The organism is Glutamicibacter sp. JC586 (assembly GCF_009805585.1).
Taxonomy (GTDB): domain Bacteria; phylum Actinomycetota; class Actinomycetes; order Actinomycetales; family Micrococcaceae; genus Glutamicibacter.
Genome location: NZ_VHIN01000022.1, coordinates 1 through 21,915, shown reverse-complemented (window position 1 = coordinate 21,915; position 21,915 = coordinate 1). Strand labels below are relative to the sequence as shown.

The 21,915-nt window shown below is 55.6% G+C and carries 19 protein-coding genes, 2 tRNA genes and 1 rRNA gene; 11 read left to right on the top strand and 11 right to left on the bottom strand.

Annotated elements, in window-relative coordinates; genetic code table 11:
* The first annotated feature begins 43 nt into the window (after positions 1–43).
* From FJV47_RS13955 to FJV47_RS13940, 4 genes are all read left to right on the top strand, one after another.
* Positions 44–751 (top strand): response regulator transcription factor, encoded by a 708-nt coding sequence (locus FJV47_RS13955; RefSeq protein WP_159614036.1) that lies wholly within the window; start codon positions 44–46, stop codon positions 749–751.
* A 76-nt stretch (positions 752–827) separates the two neighbouring features.
* Positions 828–2,330 carry a cell wall metabolism sensor histidine kinase WalK gene (locus tag FJV47_RS13950; RefSeq protein WP_235026479.1) on the top strand — a complete coding sequence of 501 codons (1,503 nt, stop codon included), beginning with the start codon at positions 828–830 and terminating at the stop codon, positions 2,328–2,330.
* 113 nt (positions 2,331–2,443) lie between these two features.
* Positions 2,444–2,734 (top strand): WXG100 family type VII secretion target, encoded by a 291-nt coding sequence (locus tag FJV47_RS13945; RefSeq protein WP_159614032.1) that lies wholly within the window; start codon positions 2,444–2,446, stop codon positions 2,732–2,734.
* A 42-nt stretch (positions 2,735–2,776) separates the two neighbouring features.
* Positions 2,777–3,667: a DUF4031 domain-containing protein gene (locus FJV47_RS13940; RefSeq protein WP_159614030.1), complete on the top strand. Its 891-nt coding sequence runs from the start codon at positions 2,777–2,779 to the stop codon at positions 3,665–3,667.
* A 100-nt stretch (positions 3,668–3,767) separates the two neighbouring features.
* Here FJV47_RS13940 and groL read toward each other — a convergent pair whose 3' ends face one another.
* The 3 genes from groL to FJV47_RS13925 all read right to left on the bottom strand — a co-directional run bounded on the left by groL (position 3,768) and on the right by FJV47_RS13925 (position 6,600).
* Positions 3,768–5,405: a chaperonin GroEL gene (gene groL, locus FJV47_RS13935; protein WP_159614028.1), complete on the bottom strand. Its 1,638-nt coding sequence runs from the start codon at positions 5,403–5,405 to the stop codon at positions 3,768–3,770.
* Between the two features lie 295 nt (positions 5,406–5,700).
* On the bottom strand, positions 5,701–6,300 hold the full coding sequence (locus tag FJV47_RS13930; RefSeq protein ID WP_159614026.1) for a LytR C-terminal domain-containing protein: 600 nt from the start codon (positions 6,298–6,300) through the stop codon (positions 5,701–5,703).
* 42 nt (positions 6,301–6,342) lie between these two features.
* Positions 6,343–6,600 (bottom strand): DUF3263 domain-containing protein, encoded by a 258-nt coding sequence (locus FJV47_RS13925; protein WP_235026508.1) that lies wholly within the window; start codon positions 6,598–6,600, stop codon positions 6,343–6,345.
* A gap of 189 nt (positions 6,601–6,789) precedes the next feature.
* Here FJV47_RS13925 and FJV47_RS13920 point away from each other — a divergent pair, with 189 nt between their 5' ends.
* On the top strand, positions 6,790–7,563 hold the full coding sequence (locus FJV47_RS13920) for a uracil-DNA glycosylase (RefSeq protein ID WP_235026478.1): 774 nt from the start codon (positions 6,790–6,792) through the stop codon (positions 7,561–7,563).
* Here the strand turns inward: FJV47_RS13920 and FJV47_RS13915 are convergent.
* The gene (locus FJV47_RS13915; protein ID WP_159614022.1) at positions 7,560–9,230 is read right to left on the bottom strand and encodes a threonine/serine exporter ThrE family protein; all 1,671 of its coding nucleotides are present in this window, start codon (positions 9,228–9,230) and stop codon (positions 7,560–7,562) included. The two genes, FJV47_RS13920 and FJV47_RS13915, sit on opposite strands and share 4 nt — an antisense overlap.
* Positions 9,231–9,431: 201 nt before the next feature.
* Here FJV47_RS13915 and FJV47_RS13910 point away from each other — a divergent pair, with 201 nt between their 5' ends.
* Positions 9,432–10,478 carry an LLM class flavin-dependent oxidoreductase gene (locus FJV47_RS13910; RefSeq protein WP_159614020.1) on the top strand — a complete coding sequence of 349 codons (1,047 nt, stop codon included), beginning with the start codon at positions 9,432–9,434 and terminating at the stop codon, positions 10,476–10,478.
* Positions 10,479–10,649: 171 nt separating this feature from the next.
* Positions 10,650–10,820, top strand: a complete 171-nt coding sequence (locus FJV47_RS13905; RefSeq protein ID WP_159614018.1) for a hypothetical protein — start codon at positions 10,650–10,652, stop codon at positions 10,818–10,820.
* A gap of 386 nt (positions 10,821–11,206) precedes the next feature.
* Here FJV47_RS13905 and FJV47_RS13900 read toward each other — a convergent pair.
* A tRNA-Val gene (locus FJV47_RS13900) sits at positions 11,207–11,280 on the bottom strand.
* Between the two features lie 375 nt (positions 11,281–11,655).
* Between FJV47_RS13900 and FJV47_RS13895 the strand changes: the two genes are divergently transcribed.
* Positions 11,656–12,288, top strand: a complete 633-nt coding sequence (locus FJV47_RS13895; protein WP_159614016.1) for a GNAT family N-acetyltransferase — start codon at positions 11,656–11,658, stop codon at positions 12,286–12,288.
* A gap of 3 nt (positions 12,289–12,291) precedes the next feature.
* Here FJV47_RS13895 and FJV47_RS13890 read toward each other — a convergent pair whose 3' ends face one another.
* The 5 genes from FJV47_RS13890 to FJV47_RS13870 all read right to left on the bottom strand — a co-directional run bounded on the left by FJV47_RS13890 (position 12,292) and on the right by FJV47_RS13870 (position 17,169).
* A complete protein-coding gene (locus FJV47_RS13890; protein ID WP_159614014.1) occupies positions 12,292–13,218 on the bottom strand; it encodes a hypothetical protein in 927 nt (308 codons plus the stop codon).
* 2 nt (positions 13,219–13,220) lie between these two features.
* Complete coding sequence (locus tag FJV47_RS13885; RefSeq protein ID WP_200832018.1) at positions 13,221–14,867, bottom strand: class I SAM-dependent DNA methyltransferase; 1,647 nt, start codon at positions 14,865–14,867, stop codon at positions 13,221–13,223.
* Positions 14,868–14,920: 53 nt separating this feature from the next.
* The gene (locus FJV47_RS13880) at positions 14,921–15,871 is read right to left on the bottom strand and encodes a DUF808 domain-containing protein (protein ID WP_159614010.1); all 951 of its coding nucleotides are present in this window, start codon (positions 15,869–15,871) and stop codon (positions 14,921–14,923) included.
* A 184-nt stretch (positions 15,872–16,055) separates the two neighbouring features.
* Positions 16,056–16,132: transfer RNA gene (locus FJV47_RS13875), tRNA-Thr, on the bottom strand.
* Between the two features lie 170 nt (positions 16,133–16,302).
* Positions 16,303–17,169 (bottom strand): thioredoxin domain-containing protein, encoded by an 867-nt coding sequence (locus FJV47_RS13870; protein ID WP_159614008.1) that lies wholly within the window; start codon positions 17,167–17,169, stop codon positions 16,303–16,305.
* A 397-nt stretch (positions 17,170–17,566) separates the two neighbouring features.
* Between FJV47_RS13870 and FJV47_RS13865 the strand changes: the two genes are divergently transcribed.
* From FJV47_RS13865 to FJV47_RS13855, 3 genes are all read left to right on the top strand, one after another.
* The gene (locus FJV47_RS13865) at positions 17,567–19,030 is read left to right on the top strand and encodes a trehalose-6-phosphate synthase (RefSeq protein ID WP_159614006.1); all 1,464 of its coding nucleotides are present in this window, start codon (positions 17,567–17,569) and stop codon (positions 19,028–19,030) included.
* Positions 19,031–19,047: 17 nt separating this feature from the next.
* On the top strand, positions 19,048–19,851 hold the full coding sequence (gene otsB, locus FJV47_RS13860; RefSeq protein WP_159614005.1) for a trehalose-phosphatase: 804 nt from the start codon (positions 19,048–19,050) through the stop codon (positions 19,849–19,851).
* Between the two features lie 65 nt (positions 19,852–19,916).
* Entirely contained in the window at positions 19,917–20,984 is a 1,068-nt protein-coding gene (locus FJV47_RS13855; protein WP_159614004.1) for an ABC transporter ATP-binding protein, read from the top strand.
* Between the two features lie 116 nt (positions 20,985–21,100).
* Here FJV47_RS13855 and rrf read toward each other — a convergent pair.
* Positions 21,101–21,217, bottom strand: a 5S ribosomal RNA gene (rrf, locus tag FJV47_RS13850).
* Positions 21,218–21,915 lie beyond the last annotated feature (698 nt).

Genomic DNA, 21,915 nt, shown 5'->3' with positions numbered 1-21,915 from the left:
CTCACTCAGGCGACTCCCAGACTTCTTGTGCAAACTGGAGTCCATGAGTGCAAAACCGACTGAAGCAAAACTTCTCGTAGTTGATGACGAACCAAATATTCGCGAACTTCTCTCCACTTCGTTGCGCTTCGCTGGCTTCGAGGTTGTTGCAGCCGCCAATGGTCGCGAGGCACTTGCAGCCGTAGAAGCAGACGAACCGGATCTCGCGGTCCTTGATGTCATGCTCCCGGACATGGATGGTTTCACCATCACCCGTAAGCTGCGCGCCGCAGGCCGCCACTTCCCCGTTCTTTTCCTTACCGCCCGCGATGACACCAGCGACAAGGTCACTGGTTTGACTGTCGGTGGCGATGATTACGTCACCAAGCCATTTAGCCTCGATGAGGTCGTCGCTCGTATCCGCGCAGTACTGCGCCGCACCTCCAGCGGAGAAGAAGAAAGCGCCACAATCGTGGTCGCCGATTTGGAGCTGAACGACGACGCACATGAGGTCACTCGTGCCGGTGAGGTCATTGATCTCTCCCCTACCGAGTTCAAGCTCCTGCGCTACCTGATGATGAACCCTAACCGTGTGCTCTCCAAGTCGCAGATCTTGGATCACGTCTGGGAATACGACTTCAACGGCGACGCGTCGATCGTTGAGTCCTACATTTCCTACCTGCGCCGTAAGGTTGATCGTCCTGAGTGGCCAGCGTTGATTCAGACCAAGCGTGGAGTGGGCTATCTGATGCGCACCCCAGATCGTCGCTAGGAATTCTTCAAGTAACTCTAAGGCCTTGTAAAGTCAGCATATGAAGTCGATTAGGTCCCACTGGCGGCGTACCTCAATGAGGACCAAGCTCGTTATCGTCATGCTCGTGCTGATGGTTATTGCTATTTTTGCCACCGCACTCAGCTCAGCTCACACGCTGAAGATTTCGATGAGCAAACAGATCGATGCGCAGCTGAACGCTTCATGGCCCACCATGGCCTATGGGCTGAACAAGGCCTACATTCATTCGCTGAATGAAGATGGTTCGAGCACAGATTTTGATCCGACGCTGATGGGGCTAAATAGCTCCTATGCCGACATCCGCGATGCCGACGGCACCCTGGTGTACATCATGCCTCGATCCCGGGTTGCACCAACTACGGGGTCAGATCAACCGCTGCTTGATCCGCAACAGATCCAAAAGCTCTCAGAACATCCTCTGGTGCCCGCCACCGTGCCCGGAAGCTATCGCAACTCGGCAGGGTGGCGCACGATGATGGTGCCACTGCAGAGCAGCAACCTAAACCTGTTTCTGGCCCTTCCGTTGGATCACGTGAATACCACCGTGCGACAAACTGCCGTGTTGGTGTTGTCCACCGGCATGCTCGCGACCCTGCTGATGTCGATGATCGCTTACGGGCTCACCGGTCGGTCACTGCGGCCGCTGATCAATGTGGAGCGCACAGCCTCGATGATTGCCGAGGGTGACCTCTCCCAGCGTGTGAAGGACTACCCCGCCGAGACCGAGGTTGGTCGGCTCTCCCGTTCTCTGAACGCCATGTTGGCACAGATTGAAAAGGCCTTCTTGGATCGCGAAGCCTCGGAACGAAAAATGCGCCGCTTCGTCCAGGATGCCTCTCATGAGTTGCGCACTCCGCTGGTGACTATTCAAGGCTATTCCGAGTTCTACCGTTATGGTGGACTGGCAGATCCTGAAGCCATGGACTCGGCCATGGGCCGCATTGAGTCCGAATCCAAGCGCATGGCTCGACTGGTCGAGGACCTCTTGATGCTTGCCCGACTTGATGAGCAGCGCCCCATGGAAAAGCAATCAGTGGACTTGCTGGTTCTGGGTCAGGATGCCGTGGAAGATACCAAGGTTCGTGCCCCAGATCGTACGGTGAAGCTCGTGGGCCTTACTACTGAGCGCCCGAGCCCCGCCAGTACGGTTGGCGACGATGCGCGAATTCGCCAGGTCATCGCCAATCTGCTCACCAATGCTTTGCGTTACACCCCCGAAGGTACGCCGATTGAGATTGCGGTCGGCGTGCGCTCTCTGGTGGCTGGTGCCATGGATGCGGTCATTGAAGTCCGTGACCACGGACCGGGCATTCCCCCTGATGACGCCAAGCGCATCTTTGAGCGGTTCTACCGTGCAGATAGCTCCCGCCAACGCGAAACCGGTGGCTCGGGGCTTGGCTTGGCCATCGTTGCAGCCATCGTTCAACAGCATGGTGGCTCCGTGGCTTTGTCCGATACCGCTGGAGGCGGTGCCACCATGTCCATCTCGATGCCATACGTCCCGGTGGTTGAACGGCCCGAGCCAGAAATCGAGGACGAGGATTCCGCTCGGGAATAACCATCATCAGGGTTATCCACATCTGGCGCAGGCCCTGAACGGCATCGTCTGCTTTCTTTCTACCTTGGTTGTATCGACCAATCGATACAGCCTTGAAGGAAAGGAAGAAGTCCATGAGTACGTTCTCCACAAATACCGGTGAAATGCAGGTCAAGTCTCAGGCAGTCATGAACACCATTGATCGTTTGCGTCATGAAGTTTCTACGATGCAAATGAATCTGGACCAGTTGCAAGGAACATGGCAGGGATCGGCCGCAGCTTCGTTCCAGTCCATTGTGGCCGAATGGCGTTCCACCCATGTTCAGATCGAAGAGGCGCTAAGCAGCATCGCTTCGGCGTTGAATCATGCCTCGATGCAGTACGAGGAGGTTGAACAAGTCAACACCTCACTGTTCCGTTATTAGCCCCGGACTACGCCGCGGCGCGTTGATCAGTAGGCTTAGCTCATGAGCATTCTGATCGACCCGCCGCGCTGGCCGGCGCACGGTACCCTCTTTTCCCATTTGGTCTCCGATGTTTCTCTTCAGGAACTACATGACTTCGCCCGGGCGCAAGAAATCTCATCGCGAGCCTTTGACAAGGACCATTATGACGTTCCCCAAGAACGTTATGACCAGCTAGTCAGCGCAGGTGCGCGCGAGGTTAGCGGAAGCCATCTGGTTCGGTCGTTAGTCTCCTCAGGGTTGCGGATCCCCGCCAAGCACCGTCCGGAAAAGTTAGATGGTATTTTGCTCACGCGTTGGGGTCGGACTCTGCCTTCCGAGCCTGCTCTGGGTAAAGAACTGCTCGAACTTTGGTCCCAAGCACATCGCTTCTATCACGACCGTGTTCATCTGCTCTCGGTACTTGAAGCCATTGATCAGTTGGCCCAAGGTGCAGTTTATGGTGAAGAGCTACTGCAACTACAGCTGGCAGCATGGTTCCATGATGCCGTGTACGAGGGAACAAGCGAGGATGAGCTCAAGTCCGCGTCTCTTGCCCGTAAGCTCCTCAGTGGGATCCTCGATCAGCGCTCCGTGTCTACGGTTAGTGAACTGATCATGCTCACAGCAGGGCATACCCCATCCGACGCCGATAATCTGGGACGCATACTGTGCGATGCGGATTTGGAAGTTTTAGCTCGGCCTGAGCCGGCTTATCAGCGTTATGCGCAAGCCATTTATCAAGAGTATGAGCATCTACCCCGCGACGTTCTGGCTCAGGGACGCATCCAGATTTTAGAAACGCTGATTGCCAAGGGCTCGATTTACGGAACCTCACGAGGAAAGCAGCTGTGGGAAGTAGCGGCCCGAGAAAATCTGAATCGTGAGCTGATTCTTTTGCGCGGCTGGCTCTGACTGCTTCGTCAGCACCGTTTAAGCCACTGATGGCCTGGTACCCACGTGGGTACCAGGCCATCAGTTGTAGATGAACGCTACGGGTGCAGCGGGTGGCTTATTAGAAGCCGCCCATTCCGCCCATGCCACCCATGTCATCGCCACCAGCTGGTGCAGCGCCAGCAGGAGCTGGCTTCTCTGCAACAACAGCCTCGGTGGTGAGGAACAGGCCAGCAATGGAAGCAGCGTTCTGCAGTGCCGAACGGGTAACCTTCACTGGGTCATTCACACCAGCTTCAAGCAGGTTGACGTACTCGCCGGTAGCGGCGTTCAGGCCGTGGCCAGCGGCCAGACCCTTGACCTTGTCAGCGACAACGCCTGGCTCAAGACCAGCGTTCAGTGCGATCTGCTTCAGTGGTGCTTCGATGCCAACACGAACGATGTTCGCGCCGGTTGCCTCGTCGCCATCCAGCTCAAGCTTGGCGAATGCTGCTGCGCCAGCCTGGATCAGTGCAACGCCACCACCGGCAACGATGCCTTCTTCAACGGCGGCCTTTGCGTTACGCACGGCGTCTTCGATGCGGTGCTTGCGCTCCTTGAGCTCAACCTCGGTTGCAGCGCCGGCCTTCAGTACAGCGACACCGCCGGAGAGCTTTGCGTGGCGCTCCTGCAGCTTCTCGCGGTCGTAGTCCGAGTCGGTGTTCTTGATCTCGGCTGCGATCTGAGCCTTGCGGCCTTCGATAGCGTCGGCTTCGCCGCCGCCTTCAACGATGGTGGTCTCGTCCTTGGTGATAACTACCTTGCGGGCAGTACCTAGAACTTCGAGTCCTACGTTGTCCAGGGACAGGCCGATTTCTTCGGAAACAACCTGGCCACCGGTGAGCAGTGCGATGTCGGTAAGCATAGCCTTGCGGCGGTCACCGAAGCCTGGAGCCTTGACGGCTACAGACTTGAACAGACCACGGATCTTGTTCAAGATCAGGGTGGCCAGGGCTTCACCTTCAACGTCTTCGGCGATGATCAGCAGCGACTTGTTCGACTGCATGACCTTCTCCAACAGGGTCACCATGTCCTTGACCGAGGAGATCTTGGAGTTCACGATGAGGATGTATGGGTCCTCAAGAACGGTCTCCTGGCGCTCGGTGTCGGTGACGAAGTAAGCAGAGATGTAGCCCTTGTCGAAGCGCATGCCCTCTGCCAGTTCCAGCTCAAGGCCGAAGGTGTTGGACTCTTCAACGGTGATAACGCCCTGCTCGCCGACCTTGTCGAGAGCTTCAGCGATCAGGCCACCGATTTCCTTGTCGCCTGCGGAGATCGAAGCGGTAGCAGCAATCTGCTCCTTGGATTCGATCTTCTTTGCAGCAGCAAACAACTCAGCGGTGACGGCTTCTACAGCCTTGTCGATACCGCGACGCAGTGCGATTGGATCGGCGCCTGCTGCAACGTTACGCAGACCTTCCTTGACCAATGCCTGAGCAAGTACAGTTGCGGTGGTGGTACCGTCACCGGCAACATCGTCAGTCTTCTTAGCAACTTCCTTGACCAGCTCTGCGCCGATCTTCTCGTAAGGATCCTCGAGATCGATTTCCTTAGCGATGGACACACCGTCGTTGGTGATAGTAGGGGCGCCCCATTTCTTTTCCAATACGACATTGCGGCCGCGTGGGCCGAGGGTAACCTTTACCGCGTCAGCGAGGGTGTTCAGTCCGCGCTCGAGTCCGCGGCGTGCTTCCTCGTCAAATGCAATCATCTTGGCCATAGTGGCTTTCGGTCCTTTCGGGACGATTTTGCGAAAATGCAACCGACAGACAGCGCCCGCGACGGACGAGTTCACCGGTGCGGCATCTGGCCAGCGACCGTTTCAGCTCTCGCTATCTGAGGTATTTTCCGCACTTTGCGTGGATCCGTTCACGCCGTGGCTCAAGCATTCGGTAAAGAACGCAAAAACCGACCGGCGTTAGCAGTCGCAACGCAAGAGTGCTAATACAAATATTGGCACTCTCGCATTGCGAGTGCAAGCCGATCGGCTCTGAGCGAATCGAATTGTTACTGAATTATTTTTTCAGTTCTAGCGGGTCATCGGATCCGAGGACCACAGTAACTCGGTTGGGAATGTTCTCGGTCTGCAAAACTTCATCAATATTCAGTGCCTCGGCCGCTTTTTCCGCTGTGGTGCGCTCGGCCTCTGACATGTAATAAACAGTTGAGGTTGCTGCTGGCTTGTTCCAGTTATCGGTGATGACATTCGTGAAGCCGGCCTCCATGACTGCCTCTTTGCCCGCATTGGCCACCCCAGCAACGCTGGCGCCGTTGTAAACACCCAAGCGCTGATCAAAAAGCACATCGTCGTCATCAATGGTGCTTGATGGCGATGCAGATTCGCTGGGGGTTGGTGCGCTTGATTCAGCATCTTCGCTTGGTTGCGAGCTTTCGCTCGCAGTAGCCCCGGCAGCGCTGTCTTTGAGCTGAGGACCAAAAATGAAGGAGGTCGCACCAATGATCAGTACAACCACTGCAGCGAGCACTACCCACAGCAACTTGCCTTCGGTCGACTTTGAGGTAGCAGACTGTGCCCACCCATGTGCGTGATGTGAACCCACACGGGTGTTGAACTCCGGTACGCGATCAAATTCGTCACGCGGGTAGTTGGTCATTCTTGTCCTTGCTCGAGGTCTAACTGGTCGCGGCAGGCTGGGTTATCTCCCCGAGCCGACCTTACCGCCCACACGTCGTTTTGTTGAACGAGTTCTGCGCAGTCGCTTTACCAGCATCGGGTCGTAGGCCATGGCCGCATCCGTCTCTATCAGCTGATTCAACAGCTGATAGTAGTTGGTTGGGGACAAAGAGAACTGCTTGGTGATCGCTTGCTCTTTGGCTCCTGCATACTTCCACCACAACTTTTCTAGGCTCAGGATCTGTTGTGAACGCTCGTCGAGTTCCGAGTCTGGGTTCATCACAAAATCTGCCAGTAGCTCATTCTCAGCCACGCGTTCTCACCCCTGCTCCGAACCTAGTTTTTCTGCGTTTTGGCCATGCTTGTACTCCACCGTTGGTAGACATACCACCGATATTCTAACCAATCCGTGTGCCTATCGCCGTGTGGCCGGGCACAGGCACGCCAGAAAAACGGCACAATGGCACCTATGGATGAAATGCAACAGGCCCTCTTCGATGCTCCACCACCACCGAAACTTCCGGTTTATGTTCCCGAAGAATTTCCGTTTTTTCATGGGGCGCAATCCATGTCAGAGACCGGTTTTATTGCCTCCGACTGGGTTTCGACCCTATCCACGGTAGATAAGAATCTTCGTGAGCTAGCAATAGAATTGGCTGCACGATCGACTCAGGGCGAAGTCATTCTCCCCGAGCCTAAGGTGATGTTTCGCGCACTGACATTACCTTTAGCCAAGGTCAAAGTTCTCATCATCGGCCAGGATCCGTATCCAACTCCAGGCCACGCCAACGGTTTGGCCTTCGCCGCGAACAAAAATGTACGCCCGCTACCGCGCTCGTTGAATAACATCTACACAGAATTACACACAGATCTGGGCATCACCCCAGCACCTCATCCTGATCTGAGCGCCTGGCAAGATCAGGGAGTGTTATTGCTCAATCAGGTACTTACTGTGGCCGCCGGCCACGCGGCAGCTCACCAGAAGATCGGTTGGTCCCCAGTTCTCGAAGCAATCCTCACCGCGATCAATGATCGCGCTACTCCTCCGGTCTCAATTCTTTGGGGCAACCATGCTCAAAAGCATTCAGCGCTGCTTTCCAATACGCCGCAGATCCGCACGGCGCACCCTTCTCCGCTGTCCGCATCGCGTGGGTTTTTTGGTTCAAAACCGTTCTCAGAAACCAATCGGCTCCTATCCCTTCAGGGACAGGAGCCGATCAATTGGTCTTTACCGTTGAGCTAACGGCGTCGGATTCGACGACGTTCACGTCGAGCATTTGAGGTCAATGGGCGGCACAGCGTCTCCCCGAAGACCACGCCCCCGGCGATCGAGAGCATAATCGCCATAGCATTGAACATTTCCACCAGTCCGGTAGCCATATCGTCAATATTAATAACGATTCCGTACATAGCTCGGAAAATCATCAGACCTGGAAGCAAGAACATCACCGCGGGAGTGGCGAGCACTAGCTGCGGAGTCCGCAATTTATCTGCAGAATAACGTGCAGCGAATCCGATGACGGTGGCTACGACAGCTGGCATGGCACGCTCTCCCAACCCCAACTGCTCAGCAAGCATTTGCACCGCGTAGCCGACAACGGCAATGGCAGCCGTGGGCAGCAGGAGCCGCAGTGCACTTTGCTCAGAAACGGCACCGGCAACAATCGCTACTGCAACGAGCAGCATCAAAAGCCATGCAGGGTACTGCGTCGTGACGATCTGGTGCACGTCAACTTCTTCGCCACCCAGAACGTCGGAAATCACCAGGGCGGCAGCAATACCGCTCAGGATTGCACCATAGGTCAAGCTTGCCGAAAACAATCGACCCACAGCAGTGACTGGGAAGCCGTTGATGGCATCTTGAAGTGCAGAGACAAATCGCCCCGAAGGTAGCAACAGCAAGATGCCTCCCGAAACCACCAATGCGGGGTCCATCGGAGCATGAAGCTGATGGCTGATCAAAGCGATTCCGGTAATGACCATGGTAGACACAGCAACGGTGAAGAATTCTGGAACGCGCCAGCGCGAACCATAACGGCCAATCTGTGTGACCAAGCTGGAGGAAACCATAGCTACCAATGCGCCAGGCCACGAGCCGCCAATAAACAGCACGAAGGCAGCAGCGAACAATCCTCGGCCACAGGCGACCATCCACCGAGGAAAGGGCTTTGGCTTTTTGGTGATTTCCTTCAGCCGCTTAGCCGAAGCCGTCCGTGAAACGCCACCGGCGATGATGTCTGAGACCAGTTCATGGACCAAGACCAGACCGGCATAGTTAGACGTGTAGGAACGAACCACACGCAGTACCGAGTAACTTTCAGCGTCTGGTGGGCTGTAGTTCAGGTGTAACGACTGGTTGGTGACATCAACGTCTAGGTGGCTTAGCCCCAGCGCTGCGGTCACGGCGATGATACTGGTTTCCACTTCCAAGGAACCAGCCCCATAGCGGACCAGGGTCTCCCCTAGATCCAACGCGAACTCCATGGTGCGGCGGGAGGAAGCATCCTGCTGATTATTGACTTTGGGGTTGGCGTAAGGTGTGCCCTGAAGTCGCTCAACAATATTTAGCGCTTCGGTCGGTGGAGTATCTGAAATCCACATCTTGGCCAACAACCGTCTAGCCACAGGGTTGGCACGGGTCGGCATCAGGGTGATGCCTTCGTCGGTGGTGTGAACTTGACCTGTGCGCCACTCGATGTCGGAGGCATCTGCTGCAGCCACGTTGGCACTCACCGCTGTGTTCAGCGGAAGTTCGGAGGCCACCGGTGCTTCTTCCAGCGGTTCTTCTGCGTGGAAACCCATGTTGATTTCACTGCTAGAAATCCGTGGCAAGGCGATAGCCGAAGGTGCTGGATCTTCGCCCTTTGGCCCTGAGTGCATGCTGTGCTGTTCGTCAGATCGTTGCGCCACTCTTTTGCCCCCTCAGCCTACGATTCCTCATGCAATTTACGATACAACCGATGGGCAATAACTTGTGGCGAACGGACGTAAATCACTAGGTAGCGCCGAACACATTTTGCCCGATTTTAGATCCTGCGGAATATAGCGGATAGTGGCACGGTTACACCTGAACGAACTTATATGTCTTTGCATGCAAATTGGAGAATGAACATGAGCCAGGAACCGCTGCTACCAGAAATTGGTGCCGAGACATTCGGCGACATCTCACAGGACGCCGAAGGTAACCTACTCAGCCACGCGCAGGTCATCCGCAACGTGATCGCAGAAGGCCAAGCAGCGGAAGCTGCCGATCTAGATTTCTTTGGGGTGGGCGAACATCACCGTGATGATTACGCAGTTTCTTCACCGGAAATCGTCCTAGCGGCCTTGGCTAGCACGACCCAAAAGATCAAACTAGGCACCGCAGTCACGGTCCTATCGAGCGATGACCCGGTACGGGTCTACGAACGTTTTGCCACCCTGGACGCCATTTCCAATGGTCGCAGTGAGATCATCGCCGGTCGCGGCTCTTTTGTAGAATCTTTCCCACTCTTCGGCCTAAACCTCGACGACTACGAGAAGCTTTTTGAAGAAAAACTGGACCTCATGGCCAAGCTTCGCCATGGAGATCCGGTGGTGTGGCGCGGCGAGCACCGCGCAGCCTTGCGCAATACCCAGGTCTACCCCTTGCTCGAAAACAGGCCGGTGACCACCTGGGTCGGGGTTGGCGGCAGCCCACAATCAGTGGTTCGCGCTGCACGCCACGGACTCCCACTATTTTTGGCGATTATCGGCGGGCAGCCCTCTGCCTTCGCCGGCCTCGCCGACCTCTACCGACGCGCATTGAAAGAATACGGCCATCAGGAGCAGCCCGTGGCCGCTCACTTCCATGGCTTTGTGGCCGACAGTGACGAGGAAGCTCTAGAAACCCTCTGGCCTCATTATCAACGAACCATGAACCGTCTAGGTTCTGAGCGCGGTTGGCCACCGGCAAGCAAAATGAGCTTGCAAGCAGCCATGGGCCCACGAGGCGCCATGATGGCCGGAAGCGTTGAAACCGTGGCTGCCAAGCTCGCATCGGCCACCAAACTGCTAGGCCTCTCGCGCGCAGATATCAAGTATTCCGCTGGCACCCTGCCCCATGAGTCAATGATGCAAAGCATTAAGCTTCTAGGTCAGGAAGTCAAACCACGAGTGCACGAACTGCTAGCGGTCTAAACACCAGACATCGCTTATGACTAGAAACAAGGCGAGGGCCTCTTGTTTTGCTCGATCCCTGCAGGTGCCAAACCAGGCCTCTTCTTGTCGAGAGCAACTCACTAGAGGAAAGGTCGATGCCGGGATTTGACGTCGCGTCCAGAGAATTCATACGCATCGTAAAAATTGACTGTGGGTCATGCCAGCTCTTTGGTCGAGATACCTGCCCATGAACTTCATGACCCGGTCAAAATGCTCGATGCCGACGGCACAGTCTCGGCCATTATCCTTACCGGCCCACATGCTCAACGGTTTATCGATGCTGCCGTGATCGGGATAGCCCGCGCCAGGGACAACAGGTGACTATTAGAACCATTCTGGTGCAGAACACCACCATCGGGCTCAATCCAAGCTAGGCCGCGTCCACAAGAGATTCCGGAAGATGAACCGAGATTCTATCGTCTTGTCGCCGTGTACTTCGATGGCAGTCGGGAAATCACTGGAGGCCTAACATTGAAGGTTTCGAATTTTTCACCCGAATCCCCGCCAAAGAAGCTCAACAGCTTATGCATGAGTATCTCTGAATTCTGAAGGCTGAAGGTGAGATCCTGTCCGAGCTACCAGGCCAGTATGCTCAGGGAGCCCCGACCCGCACCATCGAAAGGGATGAAGCCGGCTAAAGGATGACCTCTAGGTGAGCACCGGATCTGCACAAAAGAAAAACGCCACCATCAATGGTGGCGTTTTTGTGGATCTTACTGGACTCGAACCAGCGACCTTTCGCGTGTGAGGCGAACGCTCTAACCAACTGAGCTAAAGATCCAAAGTGGGCTTTGACCACAAGATCAAGCACCTCATCGATCTTAGCGTTTGCGTACTTGCAGACCAAATCCACTTCCCCGCAAGCAACTTGCACGGCCAACTCTCTGCTTGTCGATCCGACTGGTGATTAGAGCCGAAAAACAGCGCCAGATAGTTTATTTTCTCTTCACTTAAAAGTACCTGTTTTCACTTGTCAAAACGGGACTAGAGACTCCATAATTTTTCTAGCTCAGCGAGCTGAAACTGGACCCCACAAGGAAGTTGCCGGAAGCCACCGGCATCGGTCCCCTCAAGGCCAACGAAACCGCGAGGTAGGTAACCGCCTATCTAGCAAAGCCTTATTTTCGTTCGTTCTTTTTCTCTAGGACCGTACCCAGTGTTTGAAAACCTGAACTTTTCCCTGTCACCACTGCGCCTTCAGCCAGAGCAGCGTGAAGAACTAGCGCGACTCTACCCCGAAACAGACCAGCGCTGGCACCAGAAATTTGACCGCCTCAGACTTCTGGTGACGGTCCGTGAGCGTGGTTCCTTGGTCGCTGCTGGTCTGGTGCACGACTCGATCGTGGCACCCACCGATTCGATGAACGCGGTTGAATTAGGCTGCATGGCAGTACGGCCGGAATATCGCCGATTGGGCATCCGCCAGCACGTGACTTCCTTACGTCTAGAGCATGCCGTGCGCTCAAGAAAGACAGCGATCGTGGTGATCGATGCCCGAAATCCCGCCTCATGGGCCTACTACGAGCGCTCCGAACTGTGGGAACGCGAGCGCAGCTTCGAACACCTCGGGAACCTCAAGTTTATTTACCGCGCCACCGAGGCAGCCTTCATGTGGGTGGAGAACTTGCCTCAGGCTTCCGAGGATCGGCTCACCATCATAACCCCGGTACCCACCGCGCAACAAGCGGTGGATTCTATCGGAACTCTTGCGCTGTCCGCGGTGGGTGCACCAGTATTCGGTATGCCACTGCGCAGTGGCGATCAGGGGTCGGTATTACCAATGATCTAGTTTCTAGAACAGCGCGTCCTGTTGCTCATCCACCGACTCGTGGCCGGGCAACGGGGCAACTTCACCGGCACGGCGAGCGCGAGCAGCTTCATGTAGGTCGATGGGTGTCACCTTCAATACTGCGTCCACCATCGCATTAAGAAACTGCGGTGTGGCAATGTCCTCGGGCACCGGTGGGTGCACACATCGAACTTCTGGGTCTTGCGCGTCATCGTCCCAGTCAACAAGTAACAGTCCGGTGGCGGTGTAGCCAAAGCCGTCGCCAAAGTCGCGTAGCTTGCGGATCATGTCAACTGTTCTACGAAACGCCGCAGGTTCACTTTCTAGAATGGTGGCCCGCTGCACAAAGAAAAATCCGACAGCAGCCAAGGGGTAGCGTGCGCGAAGATTTGCCGCGTCGCCATAGGCTTCTTCGTAACGGTTGGACAAGTTTTTACCGAAGGATGAGGTCATTGCCTTGGTGCTCAGCAGCAGCTCCGGTCCGGTAGACCAATGGGTCATCACCACGTCGGTCTGCTTCATGTAGGCACGGCCAAGGATTCTTGCGTCGGTGCTTCCGGCCTTGCCATTCATGATGGATTCATGGACTTCGTCGGCTAGGCGATCTGGCAGCTTGCGCAGCAGATCCAAGATGTCGCTAGAAAGCACCCTCGGGGCTTCGGGCCTAGGCCAGACAAGGTCAGCATCAAAACCGGCACGACGAAGTTCATGGGCCAACCACGCATCAACGCCTTGGGCAAAGCGGCCCGATCTGGTCACCGCCTTGGTGCGCACCGGAATGCTTAACAAGCGTTCGAGCACGGCGAAGGAAGGATTGAATTTTTCGGTGACCGCCCCGTTGTTCAACCACGGCGAGTCCTTCGGCGCTGACATCAGCGTGGTATCAAACTCCGCGAAGGCCAAGGTCTTTTCAAGAACAGGATTTGCCACGTTTAGCCCTTCACCGCTTTGCTCCGTGCCTTCCGGCGCGCCAGCATATTTTCTCGTGCCGCACGGATTGCTTGCTCCCCATCGGTATCTAACTCAAGCATGCCTCGCAGAACGATCTGGTCCACCAGCAACGTCGCTTCTTGCTTTTTTCCTTGGGCCAGTAACTCACGCACCGTAGGTTTGATCTCTCGCAACTTCTCTGCGTGGGTCTGGACCATGGAGATTGCAGGCACCGGGAGTACGTCAGCCTCGCGAGGTTCGATCTTAAGGATGCCACCACCATAGGAGCGTCCGACCATTTCCGCGCCGAGCATGGTCAGCGTATTTAGTGACGCCAGCGGCAACAGTTCGCGGCCTACCTCGCGCACATCCGCACCAAGGTAGACACCATGGATCGAGTTGATGTGGTGCACACCGGCCTCATTGGTGGTCAGTCGTGGCGTATCCGCGTTCATGTAGGTCATGAACAAATCCGGCACCGAAAGCACCGGCACTCGCCACCACGGCGAACGCACCCGACATTTGTAGGCTTGATCCACCCCTTGTAGCTCACCGCGAGCGATGAAGCTTTCACCGGCGGCACTTGGATCGGCCGCAGGCCTGAACAGGTACGTTGCCAGACCGTGTTCGCCCAGACGTCGCCACGCAGTCTCATCTAGTTCCAGCCCCCGCAGGTGCCGGGAACCGGGAGGCGAAATACGGATCAGCTCGTGCTGTTCCAGGTCCAGCTCGGCGACTTGCTGCTCGGTCAGCGCGAACCATTTATTGTTTCCGGTCACCGCCCCCAGGGAGGTTTCACCCCAGGCTTTGAGCGTACTCATCTGCCCTTGGGCCAGTGCTGCGGCCAGGATCCCTTGGGCTTCGATGCCCACCAGAGAGCCGGTCCAGCGCTCGGTCTTGTGCGTTGGTACGTGTTGGGTGCCAGCGCCTAAGGACTCCAGCTCCTGCGCATTGCGGAATTGATGCAGATTAAAGTGACTGGCCGGCCCCAGCTGGTAGCCCTCGGCCAATAGCAACACGACCTCTTCCTGCGCGTCAGCAAATAGCCGTTCCTCAAAAACAGCTAAGTGCAGGTTCGCAAATCGTTCGAGCAGCATCTCACGAACTGCTCCGGCATAGTTCACGAACATCAACTCTGCCGGAAGTACCAAAGCCATTCGACCACCGGCAGCCAGGAAACTGGTTGCATGCACCACGAAGGCCGCCCAGATGCTGGCCAGTTCGCTCAGCTCCACCCCGGAGTCCTTAGCAGCACGTCGCGACAGTTGCCGTTCGATCCCACGGTGCAACTGATAACGGACGTAGGGCGGATTACCGATCACGACGTCCATGTCGCCGGCCCCGGTCATCTCAAAGAAGTTGGCCTGGGTAATTTCAGCTTCGATCCCCTGGGCCGCCAGGCGTTCCTGCGCTTTGTCAACACTTGGTTGATGGAGCTCAAAGCCAAAGAGCTGCGCAGAACTATCCGTTGTTTCCAGTTCTCTGTGGGCCGCTTCAAGGAATTGCGCTTCTCCGCAAGAAGGCTCCAGAATCCTGGTTCCGTGGTCCGCCAAAGCCCAATGCGCCATAAATCTGGCGACAGGTTCGGGGGTGAAGTAGGCACCGCGCGCATGGCGAGCGGTGGCCTGTTCTTGTACTTCTTTACTCAACACGCATTGATCTTTCCATGGCGACCAGACAGTTTGGCTGGCCGCTAATGGCCCTAGTGGGCGGTTTCGGTCTTGCCCTTGTTTTTCAGCTTTCCGATCCCCAGAACGATGGCCGTGATGATCGACCCCATAATAAATCCGGCAACGCAGGACAGCGCAGTGTTCACGCACCAACCCAGGACCGCACCAGCGGATCCGGTGGCGTGGTGAACTGCCTCTTCGAGGTGGTGTACAAAGCCATATGGTGCATGGAATCCGAGCTCGTCCATACCCACAAGAATCAGGTGTCCGCCCACCCACAGCATGGCCACGACACCGACCTTGCTTAAGACCGACATGACAATAGGCATGCCCTTAACGAGGCCTCGACCAATCTTCTTCGAAAACTCCCGCGGCTTTTTCGCCAGATGCAAACCGATGTCATCCATTTTCACGATCAGGCCCACCGCTCCGTAAACCACCACGGTCATCATGATGGCGACGACTAAAAGGATCAGCGCACGGGTCAGGAATGGTTCGTGTGCCACCTCGTTAAGCGAGATCACCAAAATTTCGGCGGACAAAACCAAGTCGGTGCGGACCGCCGAGCCGATAATTACTTTCTCGTCGCGGTCTTTGCCCTCTTCACCCGGGCCATGGTGCTTGATCCAACCCAGGGCTTCAAGGAGCTTTTCCGCGCCTTCAAAGACTAGATAGGCGCCACCCAGCATCAGGATTGGGGTCAGCGCCCACGGAGCGAAGTATGAGAGCAGCAAAGCTACCGGCAAGATAATCAGAAGCTTGTTGCGGATCGATCCGACCGCGATCTTCCAGATGATCGGTAGCTCGCGCTTCGGCGAAATACCATCCACGTACTGCGGTGTGACCGCGGCGTCGTCGACCACTACGCCCATGGCTTTGGTGCTGGCCTTTGCCGCGCCCATGGCCACGTCGTCCAGGGACGCTGCGGTGACTTTCACCAGGGCGGCAACATCGTCCAACAGCGCTACAAGGCCTCCGGCCATTATCGGCTCCTTCTAAAGCTGAACATTTAGCCGTCGTGGCTCTGCTCATGTGTTGTGGTCTTGAAATAATTCTAGCGGGGATCCGCACAGGCCTTCTGAAGGCGCGACGCTGCTTGGCGGGATGACGCAGGTACAGAAAAACCTCGGAGACATCAGCACTTGAGCCAATCTTCCGAGGATTTAGTGGAGCCCCCTACCGGATTCGAACCGGTGACCTTCAGTTTACAAGACAGACGCTCTGGCCAGCTGAGCTAAGGGGGCGTACCGGATAAGAATATCCGAAAACACCGGTAGACCGCGAATCGAGAAACACTGCGCGCAAGACAAAGGGGAAGAAACCCGTTGACGAGTTTCTTCCCCTTTATCGAGGTGCGAGATCAATATCGAATTTTACCGAATCTCACACGGATGTCTAGAGCAACAAGCTGGATTTACTTGTTGGCCTTGATGGCAGCTTCAACTTCGGTTGGGAAGTCATCGGTGCCCAGCTGGAATTCCTTGCCCTGAATGAAGATCGATGGAGTTCCCTTCACACCGTCGTACTGACCTGCTGCGGTCGCGTACTTCACGAATGGACGGAACTTATCGCTATCGATGCAATCCTTCACCGATTCGTCAGCACCGTTGTCGATCGCCATCTGCGCCAATTCGGAGTTCTTCATTTCACCCTCTGGGTAGTGACCCCACAGCGCCTTGACGAACTTCATGTATGCGCTTGGGCTCACGTCAGCAACACAAGCCAAAGCATTGCCGCCACGTGAGGAGTAATTGGTTGGCGATCCGCCGTCAAGGTATCCCACATTGCGGTACTCGACGTTTACATCTCCGCTAGCCAGCCAGTTATCAATCTGATCGCCGTAGGTTGCTTCGAAGTCTGCACAGTGAACGCAGTTAGCGTCCACGTACATGGTGATGTTGATCGGCTCGCCCTTTTTGGCCACGGTCAAATCGCGTGGCTTGGCGGTATCTGGCACCGTTTCCGGCTGCTCAAGCTTGCTAATGTCCACCTGATCAGCGGTCTTCTGTGCGACCGTATCCGAGGAGGTGACAACAATGCCACCCGCCGCGGTAGCGCCCTGAGGTGTCGCGCCAGCGTCTGCAATCTTTGCATTGTTGTTGCGCACGATCAGCGTCACAACCAGCGCAATGACCAATACGACAGCAGCTAAAACCCCGAGCTTGACCATTAGGGACTTACGCTTCTTGGCAGCTTCTTCGGTCGCGCGCAGCTGGGCAGCTTTTTCGCGTGCACTGGCGTTGCGCTGCGCCTTCGATGGGCGCGGATTATTCGTAGACATAAATGTGGTGGTTCCTCAGTCAGCGGAGAACGGTCATCTGGATCAAGCTTAGCCAATCGGTCAGGCAAATATCCCTGAAAAGTTCAGATTGCCCACCCTTCACAGGACTCACATAACTTCCGCACACAGCGCCCAAAGCAGTACCGAAAGCATTACTTGAGCATTCAACCAAGTCACCCGGGACTCTCTTCATTGCGCATCAACGCCTCGCCACCTCACGTCACTTAACGTGCCATACCTCACTAAACCAGCAAGAATTCAGTATGATTTGCTTCAGAACGACTTTTCACTAGGGTCGTTACCAAACACCACGATAACTGAATACAAAGTCATTCACTCAGAACCGACGAGTCCGCACCGCGACGGTGCACAGTTTGATCAAACCAGGAGGTTTAAAGTGGGTACCCCAGAACCAAACAACACCAGCGAACAGAATTACGACCTAGTGGTCGTAGCCAACCGACTGCCCGTTGACCGGATCACTAATCCAGACGGAACCCAGGGTTTCAGGCGCTCGCCAGGTGGTTTGGTCACAGCACTCGCACCGGTAATGGCCTCCTCCGACGGAGCTTGGGTTGGATGGCATGGGGGCATTGACGAAGAACTAGATAGCTTTGATAAAGACGACATTCATCTGGTCCCAGTCCCCCTGAGTGAAGTTGACCTTGAGCTCTATTATGAAGGTTTTTCCAACTCCACCCTATGGCCGCTCTACCACGACGTTATTGTTCCCCCGGAGTACCACCGCACTTGGTGGGATCGCTACAAGAAAATCAATCAGCGCTTCGCCGATGCCGTCCTGAAAATTGCGGCACCGAACGCTACCGTCTGGGTTCACGACTATCAGCTACAGCTGGTTCCGCAAATGATTCGCTTGGCCCGCCCCGACCTGAAGATTGGCTTCTTCCTTCATATTCCGTTCCCAGCCGCCAGCCTTTTTTCACAGTTGCCGTGGCGTACCCAGATCCTGCAGGGCCTGGCCGGCGCAGACCTCGTTGGCTTCCAACGTGAAACCGACGCATCAAACTTCCTTCGTTGCCTGCGTAGATTTACTGACTACTCAACCAAGGGTGACGTGGCAACGCCATCCGCAGACAATCAAATGCAGAACCTGTGCCAAGCCAAGGCGCATCCGATCTCCATTGATACGGAGCAAATTGCCAAGCTTTCGCGCGATCCACAAATCATCGCCAGAGCCGCGCAGATTAGAAATGAGCTGGGCAATCCCAAGACCGTCATTCTTGGCGTGGATCGGCTGGACTACACCAAGGGCATCCGCCACCGTTTGAAGGCCTATGGAGAACTATTGGCCGACGAGCAGTTGCGCGCAGGCGACGTCTGCCTGATTCAGGTTGCAAGTCCCAGCCGCGAGAACGTTGATACCTATGTGGAACTACGTGATCAGGTGGAGCTGATGGTCGGGCAGATCACCGGTCAGCACGACACCCTGAGCCACACCACACTGCGCTATTTACATCAGTCTTACCCGTTGCGCGAGATGATCGCCATGTACCTGGCTGCAGATGTTTTGCTCGTTACCGCCCTGCGCGATGGCATGAATCTGGTGGCCAAGGAATACGTAGCCGCCCATCAAGACGGGCGCGGAGTGCTAGTGCTCTCCGAGTACACCGGCGCCGCCGATCAGCTCACTCAGGCTGTGCTCGTGAATCCACACGACATCGACGGTATGAAGGATAAGATCATCGCCGCCGTGAACATGAATGAAGCTGAACAAGAAAAGCGGATGCGTCGCATGAATCGGCATCTGAAAATCAACGATGTGACTCGCTGGTCAGAAGTCTTCTTGGCAGAGCTGGCTGAAATTGGTGCTGCAACCTCGGCCAACGCTGGCGTCAAGTAATCCAGGAGTCCTTGTAGATGACAACAAGAATGGATGTCGCCTTGTCTGAGATCAACGCCGACCTGCACACTGCATTAGCAACGTTTGCAGCCCACGAACAAATCTTGGTGGCATTAGACTTCGACGGCACTATGTCACCGCTGGTGGACCGCCCCGAGGACGCTCGTCCTTTGCCTGCCTCAGCGCTAGCTTTTGAAACCTTGAGCCAGCAACCAGGGGTCCATACCGCGCTGGTGTCTGGACGCAATTTAGCTTCGCTTGCTGCTGTTTATCCAGAACCGATGCCACAGATTTGCATTGGTTCTCACGGAGCTGAGCGGCGACTGCCTGAGAGTCTACGCGCGCATTGGGATGACCAGCCACTCACCATGGTTCAGTCTGAGCGGCTGAAGTCGCTGAGTCAGGCGCTGGAAATGGTTGCCAAGACCCACGAAAATGTCACCCTGGAATATAAGCCTTCAGCGACGGTCCTCCACGTGCGCCGCGCAACACGCGAGGTTGGCATTTCTGCCATAGCCGAAGCTAAACATGCGCTCAATTCTATTCATGGAGTCAAACTTCTGGAGGGTAAATCTGTCCTGGAAGCTTCAGTACATCAAGGCGATAAGGGAGAGAGTTTGACGTGGCTGCGCGAATTGTTACAGGTCGATGCCGTGCTCTTTGTCGGTGATGATGTCACCGACGAAAACGGCTTCAAGGTACTAACTCCTGCCGATCTAGGCGTTAAAGTCGGTTCGGGCACCACCTTGGCACGGCATCGTATCGGTTCACCACAAGATTTACCAGATCTTTTGCAATTTCTGATTTCCGTGCGAAACTAAAGTGTCCCAACTCACTTTCACAATGGATCGTCGGGCACGTACCTGCCCGTGAAAGGATTGTCATCATGGCAACTGTGACCTTTGATAAGGCCACCCGTATCTACCCAGGCGCGCTAGTACCCTCAGTAGATGCAATCGACCTCGAAATTCAAGACGGCGAATTCCTCGTACTCGTTGGCCCATCGGGCTGCGGTAAATCGACCACTCTGCGCATGCTCGCAGGGCTGGAAGAAGTGGACTCGGGTCGAATTCTCATTGGCGACAAGGACGTTACCAACGTTCCTCCCAAGGACCGCGACATCGCAATGGTCTTCCAGAACTACGCGCTCTACCCACATATGACCGTCGCTGAAAACATGGGCTTTGCCCTGAAGATCGCTGGCGTGGACAAGGAAGAGCGCAACCGTCGCGTACTAGAAGCGGCGAAGCTTCTTGACCTCGAGCAATACCTGAGTCGTAAGCCAAAGGCACTCTCCGGTGGTCAGCGTCAGCGTGTGGCTATGGGCCGCGCTATCGTTCGTTCTCCTCAGGTGTTCTTGATGGATGAGCCTCTGTCTAACTTGGATGCCAAGTTGCGTGTGCAGACCCGTACCCAGATCGCTTCGTTGACTCGACGCCTCGGCGTCACCACCGTTTATGTGACTCACGATCAGGTGGAAGCCCTGACCATGGGTGACCGCGTTGCGGTACTCAAAGACGGTGAGCTGCAGCAAGTTGGCACTCCACGTGAACTTTACGACCGTCCACGCAACGTCTTCGTTGCTGGCTTTATCGGCTCCCCAGCCATGAACTTGGTCAAGCTGCAATCCTCCAATGGGCAGGTTGCTTTCGGCGACACACTGATCCCAGCTCCAGGCTCAAACGGTGGCACAACCTTGGGTTTCCGTCCCGAAGACATCGAAATCGTCGGTGCTGGCCAGGGAGTGGAAATCGTAGTTGATGTTGTTGAAGAGCTCGGCGCTGATGCGTACATCTACGGTTCAGCTGAACTAGCCGGAGAATCGCAGATCGTTGTCGTTCGTGTAGATGGACGCACTCCACCAGCGCGTGGACAGCGGATTAACATCGCCCCGCGTACGCAGCACTTGCATCTCTTCGATACCGAAACTGGCGCTCGTCTAGAAGACATCTAGTCAATGAGAGAAGCCGGCAACCAGAAAACAAATCTGGTTGCCGGCTTTCTTTGTGGGCTAGCTACAAGTTAAACATCGAAGGCCCCGAATTAGATTCGGGGCCTTCGGCAAATTATGCCCGGCGATGACCTACTCTCCCACACCCTCCCGAGTGCAGTACCATCGGCGCTGTGGGTCTTAGCTTCCGGGTTCGGTATGGGACCGGGCGTTTCCCCCACGCTATGATCGCCGTAACTCTATACCTCATGGCTAACCATGGGAAAACTACGGTGTCATCCGCGATTGCGACAACTCCATAACTATATCAGTCTGAAGGCCTCTATACCAATCCGAGGGCCCCTAGAAGGAGTGGCCTTCACCATAGGCCGACACAGGGTGCACAGTTCGTCGCTTACAAGAATGGAGCAGTGGTGGCAACGCTTTTGAATCAAGAATTCATTGCTCAAGCCTGAAGGACGAATACCCACAACGCCTGCTGCCACAGCAAATTCAGTGGTTGCCAAAATAACCCTTGTCTAGGGACCCCTCGCCCACAGCGAGCACCACATGAGCAACCATGCCTGGTTCACGTGTGCACTTCGTCAATCAGTGCGCTCGTTCTATCTAGCAAGTTCCATCTAGCAAGTGCGACCAGCCAACGATTTCAAGCGGGGCGTTGCTAACTACTACTTCGTTTTGATGCCAGTGGTCCGTCCCTGCATCTACGACAGTCAGGGGCGTACTGCACCCACGCACAACTTTCTTTAGATCTCTCCGTGGCTTCACCCTGATGGTTCATCGTCATAGGCGGGCGCCACGGTGCCCGCCATTCATAACGTACTGTCGACACCGGCTGCCTCTACTGCTTGCAACAGTGAGAAAGCGCCAGTTGCTGGCCGGCTGGTCAGTGGTCTTTAAGCAGGGAAAGAAGCCAAGCCCAAGCCTGACCCCT

Coding starts and splice junctions, on each gene's coding strand:
- FJV47_RS13955 (WP_159614036.1), top strand. CDS start 44: ATGAGTGCAAAACCGACTGAAGCAAAACTTCTCGTAGTTGATGACGAA.
- FJV47_RS13950 (WP_235026479.1), top strand. CDS start 828: ATGAGGACCAAGCTCGTTATCGTCATGCTCGTGCTGATGGTTATTGCT.
- FJV47_RS13945 (WP_159614032.1), top strand. CDS start 2,444: ATGAGTACGTTCTCCACAAATACCGGTGAAATGCAGGTCAAGTCTCAG.
- FJV47_RS13940 (WP_159614030.1), top strand. CDS start 2,777: ATGAGCATTCTGATCGACCCGCCGCGCTGGCCGGCGCACGGTACCCTC.
- groL (WP_159614028.1), bottom strand. CDS start 5,405: ATGGCCAAGATGATTGCATTTGACGAGGAAGCACGCCGCGGACTCGAG.
- FJV47_RS13930 (WP_159614026.1), bottom strand. CDS start 6,300: ATGACCAACTACCCGCGTGACGAATTTGATCGCGTACCGGAGTTCAAC.
- FJV47_RS13925 (WP_235026508.1), bottom strand. CDS start 6,600: ATGAACCCAGACTCGGAACTCGACGAGCGTTCACAACAGATCCTGAGC.
- FJV47_RS13920 (WP_235026478.1), top strand. CDS start 6,790: ATGGATGAAATGCAACAGGCCCTCTTCGATGCTCCACCACCACCGAAA.
- FJV47_RS13910 (WP_159614020.1), top strand. CDS start 9,432: ATGAGCCAGGAACCGCTGCTACCAGAAATTGGTGCCGAGACATTCGGC.
- FJV47_RS13880 (WP_159614010.1), bottom strand. CDS start 15,871: ATGGCCGGAGGCCTTGTAGCGCTGTTGGACGATGTTGCCGCCCTGGTG.
- FJV47_RS13870 (WP_159614008.1), bottom strand. CDS start 17,169: ATGTCTACGAATAATCCGCGCCCATCGAAGGCGCAGCGCAACGCCAGT.
- otsB (WP_159614005.1), top strand. CDS start 19,048: ATGACAACAAGAATGGATGTCGCCTTGTCTGAGATCAACGCCGACCTG.
- FJV47_RS13855 (WP_159614004.1), top strand. CDS start 19,917: ATGGCAACTGTGACCTTTGATAAGGCCACCCGTATCTACCCAGGCGCG.